The sequence below is a fragment of the Streptomyces hainanensis genome, assembly GCF_004348415.1.
In the GTDB taxonomy this organism is placed as follows: Bacteria; Actinomycetota; Actinomycetes; order Streptomycetales; family Streptomycetaceae; genus Streptomyces; species Streptomyces hainanensis.
On the sequence record NZ_SMKI01000575.1, the window covers coordinates 1 to 4,304 of the forward strand.

Annotated in this window: 3 protein-coding genes; 2 read left to right on the forward strand and 1 reads right to left on the reverse strand. The window is 75.9% G+C overall.

The features are described from left to right. The first annotated feature begins 40 nt into the window (after positions 1 to 40). The gene (locus tag E1283_RS32730; RefSeq protein WP_132821796.1) at positions 41 to 2,137 is read left to right on the forward strand and encodes an MmgE/PrpD family protein; all 2,097 of its coding nucleotides are present in this window, start codon (positions 41 to 43) and stop codon (positions 2,135 to 2,137) included. Further along, complete coding sequence (locus tag E1283_RS32735) at positions 2,134 to 3,093, forward strand: D-2-hydroxyacid dehydrogenase family protein (protein ID WP_132821797.1); 960 nt, start codon at positions 2,134 to 2,136, stop codon at positions 3,091 to 3,093. Before E1283_RS32730 ends, E1283_RS32735 begins: the two co-directional genes overlap by 4 nt. Positions 3,094 to 3,096: 3 nt before the next feature. On the opposite strand, the gene E1283_RS37685 is transcribed toward E1283_RS32735, so the two are convergent. Beyond that, complete coding sequence (locus E1283_RS37685; RefSeq protein ID WP_165956333.1) at positions 3,097 to 4,167, reverse strand: xylan 1,4-beta-xylosidase; 1,071 nt, start codon at positions 4,165 to 4,167, stop codon at positions 3,097 to 3,099. Positions 4,168 to 4,304 lie beyond the last annotated feature (137 nt).

The window sequence follows — 4,304 nt, forward strand, 5'->3', positions numbered from 1 at the left end:
AGAGACAGCCCGTCAACGCACCACGCAACCAAGGAGATTCATGTCAGCCCCGCTCGGTCGGCTCGCCCACCTCGTCGTCTCGCACGCGGGGGCACCTCTGCCCGACGACGTGAGGGAGGCCGCACGGCGCACCCTCTACAACGTGCTCGCGACGACCGTCGGCGCCGCGCGGGAGCCCGCGACCGGTGTCGTGGTCGCCGCGACGGCCGAACCGGGCGCGGGCGAGGCCCTGTCGCCCGGCCGTCCGGAGCGGCTCCGGCCGCTGGACGCGGCACTCCTGACGGGCGTCGCGGCACATCTGGACGACTACGACGACACCCACCTGTCCACGGTCATCCACCCGGGGGCGGTCGGTCTCGGCGCGCTGGTCGGCCTCGCCGGCCTGCGGGAGGACATAGCGGGCGCGGGCGCCGACGAGGTGCTCACGGCCTTCGCGTGGGGCGTGGAGGCGCAGTTGCGGCTCGGGGTGGCGATCTCGCCCGAGCACTACGACGCCGGCTGGCACATCACCGGGACCTGCGGCGCGGTGGGGGCGGCGGTCACCGCCGGGCTGCTGCTGAACCTCGGGGCGGAAGAGCTGCGCGTCGCGCTGGAGTGGGCGGTCGAAGGCGGGCTCGGCAACCGGGAGGGCTTCGGTTCGATGACCAAGCCCTTCCACCCCGGCAAGGCGGCAGTCAACGGGCTGCGGGCGGCGTGGGACGTGGCCACGGGGTCCGGCACCCCGGGCCCGGGCGACTCCCTCACCGGCCCCGACGGGCTGGTCGGGCGGCTCGCGCGGGGCGCGTTCGACGCGAACGCGCTGCTGGACGACGTGGGGCGGCGGTGGGAGCTGCTGGACAACACGTTCAAGCCCTATCCGTGCGGGATCGTCACGCATCCGGCGATCGAGGCGGCGGAGGCGCTGCACGCCGGGCTGGCCGAGCGGGGCGGGCCCGACGCGGTGCGGGCGATCCGGCTGGTCTGTCACCCGCTGGTCCCGGAGTTGACGGGCAACATCCAGCCGGTGGACGGGCTCCAGGCCCGGTTCTCCACCGCCCACGGGGTGGCGGCGGGGCTGCTGAGGCCCAGGGTGGACCTCGCGGCGTACGCCGACGCGTTCGTGGTGTCCGCGCCGGCGCGGCGGCTGCGGGCGCTGGTGGCGTTCGCGCCGACGGAGGAGTGCGCGCGGGACGCGGCCCGGATCGAGGTCTCGCTGGCCGACGGCGGCGTGCTCACCCACGAGGTGACGCACGCGCGCGGCAGCGCGGCGCGGCCCCTCACGGCCGAGGAGTTGCGGGCCAAGGCGCGGGGGCTCGTCGACCGGGTGCGCGCCGGGGGCGCGGACGCGCTCGACGCGGCGACGCGGCGCGAGGGGCCCGGCTATCTGCGGGGGCTGTTGGCGGCGGCCGCGCCCGACCCGGCGGAAGCGGCGGAAGCGGCCGAGGAGGTCGAGGCGGCCGACGCCGGGTCGGCCGCGGTGGAGTTCGCGGACCACGACGCGGAGGAGGTCGCGCTCGCCCACCTCCTGGCCGACGTGGGGGCGCTGCCCGCCGACCATCCGAACGTCGTGGCCGTGCGCGGGCTCCTGGACGAGGGCGCTCGCCTGCGGCGGGGCGTCGTCGCCGACGACGAGCGGGAACGGGTCGGCGCCGTCGCGGCGGAGCTCGTCGCGGCCGGGTACCGGCCCGCCGTGGCCGCGGCGGTGGCGCCCTGCACGGCGGAGCGCCTTTCCGCCGCGGACGCGGCGCGGGCCGTCGCGGTGGCGCTCGCCGTCGCCTCGCGGCTCGCGGCACGTCTCGACGTGAGCGTGGACCATCTCCCCGGCTTCGCCGCCGCGCTCGCCACGGTCGCGGCGCGCCGGCCGACGCCGGGCACCGCGTTGATGGCGATCGGCCTGGCGGGCACCCAGGCCACGGGCGTCGCGGGGCCGGCGGACGCGCCCGCCGTCGAGGCGCGGCGAGCGCGGCTCGCGGCCGCCGACGCGGTGACGTCGACGGCGCTGGTCGACGGCGGATTCACCGGTCCCGCCCGCCCGCTGACGGGGCGTCGCGGAGTGCTGAGTCTGCTCGCGCGGCGCGCGGAGCCGCCGTTGACCGGGGCCGACCTGCTGGACGAGCCGGCGCTCGGCGCCCTGCTCGGGCGCCGGGCCCCGGCATGAGAGCGCGGTGCGCGGTACTCGACGACCTCCAGGGGGTGGCGACGGCCATGGCCGACTGGTCGCCCCTCCTGGACCGGGTGGAGGTGGTCAGCTTCACCGAACACCTCCACACCGAGGACGAGTTGACGGAGGCGCTCGCCGCGTTCGACATCGTCGTCACGCTGCGCGAGCGCGTGCCCTTCCCGGCGTCGCTGCTCGCCCGGCTGCCGCGGCTCCGACTGCTGGTCACCGCGGGCATGCGGAACGCGGTGATCGACCACGCCGCCGCCGAGCGGCAGGGCGTGACGGTCTGCGGCACGGCCAGCTCGCCGACGCCGCCCGTGGAGCTGGCCTGGGCGCTGATCCTCGGCCTGGCCCGTGGCGTCGTCGCCGAGAACACCGCGCTGCGCGACGGCGGCCCCTGGCAGAGCACCCTCGGCGCGGACCTGCACGGCCGCCGCCTGGGACTGCTCGGCCTGGGAAGGGTCGGAAGCCTGATGGCCCGGGTCGGGCTCGCCTTCGGCATGGAGGTGGTGGCCTGGAGCCAGAACCTCACCAGGGACCGGACGGACGAGGCCGGCGTGGCGCTGGCCGCGTCCCTGGACGAGCTGCTGAGCACCAGCGACGTGGTCTCCGTCCACCTCGCGCTCGGCGACCGGACCCGCGGCCTGCTGGGCGCACGGGAGTTGGCGCGGCTGAAGCCGACCGCCTACCTGGTGAACACCTCCCGCGCCGCCGTCGTCGACCAGGCGGCGCTCGTCGACGCGCTGGAGCGCGGCGCCATCGCCGGCGCCGGCCTCGACGTGTTCGATACCGAGCCGCTGCCGGCGGACCACCCGATGCGCAGCCTTCCGCGCCTGCTGGCCACCCCCCACCTCGGCTACGTCACCGAGGGCAACTACCGCCGGTACTACGGCGACGCCGTGGAGGACATCCAGGCCTTCCTCGCCGGCACGCCGATCCGCCGCCTCGGCTGACCGTCAGTCGGCCGAGAACTCGCGGAGCACCGGCAGGTAGTCGGTCGGCCGGCCGCCGTCGGCCTCCCTGGTCGAGGTCCACACGCAGGGGAAGCCGGAGCCGTCGCACTCCGGCCCCCACCACAGGGCGACCGACGCCCCGCCGTCCCGCATTCCGGCGAGCACGGAGCGGATCGCGGCCGGCGAGCTCTCGTAGCCGTCGGCCGTCAGCGGGGCGTAGAACTCCGACCACCAGACCGGTAGGTCGGAGCGGTCCACCAGCCACTCGGTGACGGCGCGGAACATGTCCCCGGCGCGTTCGGCCGGCGGGTGGTAGCCGTCCCTGGTGCGGGACCAGCCGTCGACGGCCAGGAAGTCCGCGCCCGCGTTGTGCTCCAGCCAGTACGCGACGGCGTCCAGGTCGCGCTGGTCGACGGTGCCCCAGTCGCCGCCCAGCTCCGAGGGGTGGCTCATCCGCCCGGGGTCCGCGTAGACGTTGAGGGAGACGTAGGGGCCGCCGACGACGAGGTCCGGATCGTGCTCCTTGAGGCGGGTGTGGACCAGGTTGTAGAACTCGGTGTAGCCCTCGTGGTCCCAGCGGTTGAGCTCGTCGTCCCAGAAGCCCTTGAACTCGTTCCACACCTGGAAGTAGCGCACCTGCGGGTAGCGCCGCGCGGTCTCCACCGCCAGGTCGGCGAAGTCGTCGTAGTGCTCGGGGGTGGGCGCGGCGTCCATGTCCCAGTCGTCGGCGTCCTTCATCCAGCCGGGCGCCGAGCACAGGGTGATCACTGGCACGCCGCCGGTCCGCTCGACGAGCGCGATGCGCTCGTCGAGGCTGGTCCAGTCGTAGACGCCCGGCGCGGGCTCGGGGTTCTCGGTGCCCCAGCCCATCAGGTGCTGGTTCTGCAACGGCCCGACCGTCTCCAGCACGGCCTCGGCGCGCGCCCGCGACGCGGAACCGCCGTCCACGCTCTGCTGGGTGTGGGTGATCCCGGCCTGGAACCCCGCCGCGGCCCCCGGCGCCTCCGGCGTGCCGGACGCGCCCGCCGGCGCGGCGACGACGAGGGCGGCCAGCGACGCCACGACCCCGAACACCCGGCGGCGCGTGCTCCGCCGTGACCTGCGACCCGGGTTCTCACCGACGGAAGGCACGCTTGATCGTAGGACAGGACGACCGGCCCCGCCCAGCCTCAGGCGGTCACATGTTCCAGACAGGGGCGGTGGGGCGGGGG